Origin of the sequence: Nocardioides mangrovi (assembly GCF_020073815.1) — a bacterium.
Classification (GTDB): domain Bacteria; phylum Actinomycetota; class Actinomycetes; order Propionibacteriales; family Nocardioidaceae; genus Nocardioides; species Nocardioides mangrovi.
This window is the reverse complement of the sequence record NZ_JAIQZJ010000022.1, coordinates 1-4,125: the sequence shown is the minus strand read 5'-3', so window position 1 is coordinate 4,125 and position 4,125 is coordinate 1. Positions and strand designations below refer to the sequence as shown.

The 4,125-nt window shown below is 72.1% G+C and carries 3 protein-coding genes; 1 reads left to right on the top strand and 2 read right to left on the bottom strand.

Translation table 11 applies throughout. The features are described 5' to 3' along the window. Positions 1–90: 90 nt before the first annotated feature. Complete coding sequence (gene infB / locus K8U61_RS23030) at positions 91–2,931, bottom strand: translation initiation factor IF-2 (protein WP_224125354.1); 2,841 nt, start codon at positions 2,929–2,931, stop codon at positions 91–93. A gap of 89 nt (positions 2,932–3,020) precedes the next feature. Next, on the bottom strand, positions 3,021–3,305 hold the full coding sequence (locus K8U61_RS23025) for a YlxR family protein (protein WP_224125355.1): 285 nt from the start codon (positions 3,303–3,305) through the stop codon (positions 3,021–3,023). Positions 3,306–3,420: 115 nt separating this feature from the next. On the opposite strand from K8U61_RS23025, the gene K8U61_RS23020 reads away from it, so the two are divergent. Continuing rightward, a partial coding sequence (locus K8U61_RS23020; RefSeq protein WP_224125353.1) for a glycoside hydrolase family 16 protein occupies positions 3,421–4,125 on the top strand: 705 nt, incomplete at its 3' end.

Genomic DNA, 4,125 nt, shown 5'->3' with positions numbered 1-4,125 from the left:
CTACACAGCCTCACCCGCCCCGGGGGGGGGGGCCCCCCCCGCCCCCGCCGGCCGCCCCCCCCCCCCCCCCCCGACTCGGCAGTGCTCACATCAGGAGCGCGGGATCTCCCGCATCTCGAAGGCCTCGACGACGTCGCCTTCCTTGATGTCCTGGAAGTTGCGCAGCACCAGACCGCACTCGAAGCCCTCGCGGACCTCGGACGCGTCGTCCTTCTCGCGGCGCAGCGACTGCAGGTCGAGGTTGTCGGCGACGACGGCGCCGTCGCGGATCACCCGGACCTTCGCGTTGCGTCGGATCAGGCCGCTGGTGACCATGCAACCGGCGATGTTGCCGATCTTGGACGAGCGGAAGATCGCGCGGATCTCGGCCTGGCCGAGGGTGTGCTCCTCGTACTCCGGCTTGAGCATGCCCTTGAGCGCGGCCTCGATCTCCTCGATGGCCTGGTAGATGACGGTGTAGTACCGGATCTCCACGCCCTCGCGGTCGGCCAGCTCCGTCGCCTTGCCCTGCGGGCGGACGTTGAAGCCGATGATGATCGCGTCGGAGGCAGCGGCCAGGTCGACGTTGGTCTCGGTGATCGCACCGACACCGCGGTCGATGACCCGCAGGCTGACCTCGTCGCCGACGTCGATCTTCGCCAGCGCGTCCTCGAGCGCCTCGACCGAACCGGACACGTCGCCCTTGAGGATGAGGTTGAGCTCCTGGCTCTCGCCCTTCTCCATGGAGGCCATGAAGTCCTCGAGGGTACGGCGCACGCGGCGCTTGGCCTGCATGGCCGCCCGCTCGCGGGCCTCGCGCTTCTCGGCGATCTGACGAGCCATCCGGTCGTCCTCGACGACGATGAAGTTCTGGCCCGCCCCGGGGACGGCGCTCAGACCGAGCACCATCGCCGGACGCGACGGACCCGCCTCGTCCAGCTCGTTGCCGTACTCGTCGAGCATCGCGCGGACGCGGCCGTGGGCCGGACCGGCGACGATCGAGTCACCGACGTGCAGCGTGCCGCGCTGGACCAGGATGGTCGCGACGGGGCCGCGGCCACGGTCGAGGTGCGCCTCGATGACCAGACCCTGCGCGTCCCGGTCGGGGTTGGCGCTGAGGTCGAGCGACGCGTCGGCGGTCAGCACGATCGCCTCGAGCAGCTTGTCGAGGTTGAGCTCGGACTTGGCCGAGACGTCGACGAACATCGTGTCGCCGCCGTACTCCTCGGGCACCAGGCCGTACTCGGTCAGCTGGCCACGGACCTTGGTCGGGTCCGCCTCCGGCTTGTCGATCTTGTTGACCGCGACCACGATCGGGACGCCGGCCGCCTTGGCGTGGTTGAGCGCCTCGACGGTCTGCGGCATCACACCGTCGTCGGCGGCGACCACGAGGACCGCGATGTCCGACGACTGCGAACCACGGGCACGCATGGCGGTGAACGCCTCGTGACCCGGGGTGTCGATGAAGGTGATCTTGCGGTCGTTGCCGTCGACGTCGGTGTGCACCTGGTAGGCACCGATGTGCTGGGTGATGCCACCGGCCTCGCCCGCGACGACGTTGGCGTTGCGCAGCGCGTCGAGGAGCTTGGTCTTTCCGTGGTCGACGTGACCCATGACGGTGACGACCGGCGGTCGCGGCTCGGCGTACTCCGAGTCGTCCTCGTCGTCGCCGAACTCGACGTCGAAGGACTCGAGCAGCTCGCGGTCCTCGTCCTCCGGGGACACGACCTGGACGACGTAGTTGAGCTCCTCACCGAGCAGCTCGAGCGTCTCGTCGTTGACCGACTCGGTGGCGGTCACCATCTCGCCGAGGCTGAAGAGCATCTGCACCAGCGAGGCGGCGTCGACGTTGATCTTCTCGGCGAAGTCGGTCAGCGAGGCGCCACGCGGCAGGCGGACCGTCTCGCCGTTGCCCTTGCGGACGCGGATGCCGCCGATCGTCGGGGCCTCCATGGCCTCGAACTCCTGGCGACGCGCCCGCTTGGACTTGCGGCCACGACGCGACGGACCGCCGGGGCGACCGAACGCACCCTGGGTCTGGCCACGCTGGCCGGGGCGACCGCCACCGGGACGGCCACCGCCGGCGGGGCCGAAGCCACCGCCACCGGGACGACCCGGAGCACCGCCACCCGGGCCACCACGACCCGGAGCGCCCGGACGGCCGGGGGCACCGCCACGGCCCGGAGCACCGGGACGTCCGGGACCACCGGCGCGACCGCCGGGGCCACCGCCGAACGCAGCCGGGGACTTCGGCATCATCGCCGGGTTGGGGCGCGGCATGCCCGGGCGACCCGGGGCGCCGCCACCGGCCGGCGGACGCGGCGGGCGGTTGTCGCCGCCACCGGTCGTCGGCTCGGGGCGACCGGCCGGTGCGGGCCGACGGCCCATGCCCTGGCTGGACGCGAACGGGTTGTTGCCGGGGCGCGGGGCGCCGGGGCGACCGACCGGACGCGGAGCCGGGGACGGCGCCTTCGGGGACGCCGGGGCGTCCGCGGCGGCGGCCGGAGCCTCGGGCTCGGCCGGCGGCTCGTCGGCCTTGGGCGCGGGCTTGGGGCCGGGTCGGGGACCGGGCGCGGCCTTCTTCGCCGGCGCCGGGACCTCCACCTCGGCGGCTGCTGCGGGCTCGGCGGGAGCGGGGGCCGCGGGGGCCTCCGGCTCGGCGACCGGAGCCGCGGCGGCGGGCGCCTCGGGCTCGGCGGGAGCGGCGGCCTTCTTGGCCGGTGCCTTCTTCGCGGGCGCCGGCTTGGCCGGTGCCTCGGCGGGGGCGGCGGAGCCGGCCGTGTCGGCCTTCAGCTTGTCGCCGTACTCCTTGCGGAAACGCATCTCCGCGGGGAGCTCGACGGTGGAGCTCGCCGACTTGACGAACTCCCCCATCTCCTTGAACTTCTCGAGAACGAACTTGCTCTCGACGCCGAACTCCTTGGCGAGTTCGTGAACTCGGGTCTTAGCCACGCTTCTCCTTCTGGCCTCGAACCCGAATCCGGGGGAACTCGAGACCGTTAGTGGGTGTGCACGCTCATCGCGAAGTACTCATCGAGTGCTCATGAGCTGCTGCTCCAGTTTCTGTCGGTCAACGGTTGGTCTGTCCGTGAGTCGAGGTAGTCCCCCACCGGTGCGCTGGAGAGCCCGGTCGTGACCCGAAGGGCCCGGCCGAACGCCTTCCGGCGTACCGCGAGGTCGTAGCACTCCGACGTGGGGTGCAGGTGCGCTCCCCGGCCGGGTGCGGTGGCTGTCGGATCGGGCACGACGGCCGGCTGGCCGAGCGGGTCCGAGCCGGCGGTCACCCGCAACAACTCAGCTTTGGCGGCCCGCTTCCGGCATCCCACGCAGGTCCGGACGGGTCCGGGGCATGCGGATGAGATCTGTTCACGCGCCACTACGACAACCCTACCCCCATCGGACCACTACTCCGAACCGGGGCGAGCGCCCTACTGTCGACGGGTGGGTGTCTTCTCCGAGGTGTTCGCCGACGAGTTCGACGGTGCGGACCTCGATCGGAGCACCTGGCTGCCGGCCTACCTCCCGGCGTGGAGCTCAACCTCCGCCAGCGCCGCGACGTACGCCGTGCACAACGGCTCGCTCACCCTCTCCATTCCCCCGGAGCAGGGCCTGTGGTGCGCGGGCGACCACGAGCCGCCCCTGCGGGTGTCCGGCATCCAGTCCGGCACCTGGTCAGGCCCGGTCGGGAGCACCCGCGGGCAGCAGCGCTACCGCGAGGGGCTGACCGTGCGGGAGGAGCAGCCGCGCCTCGAGGGCTGGCTGCCCTCCTCCGGACGCGTCGAGATCCGGTGCGCGATGAGCCTCTCGCCGCGGTCGATGGCCGCGATGTGGCTCAGCGGCTTCGAGGACGACCCGGCGCAGGAGCAGTGCGGCGAGCTGTGCGTCGTCGAGGTCTTCGGCAAGGACCTGCGGCCGGGGTCGGCCGAGGTCGGGATCGGCGTCAAGGCCTTCCGCGACCCCGCGCTGCGCCAGGACTTCGCGGCGCCGCGGGTCGAGGTCGACGTCGCCGAGATGCACACGTACGCCGTCGACTGGGACGCCGACACGGCGGTCTTCACCGTGGACGACGAGGTCGTCCGGCGGTGCGCCGGCCCGCCGACGTACCCGCTGCAGGTGATGGTCGCGGTCTTCGACTTCCCGGCGTGG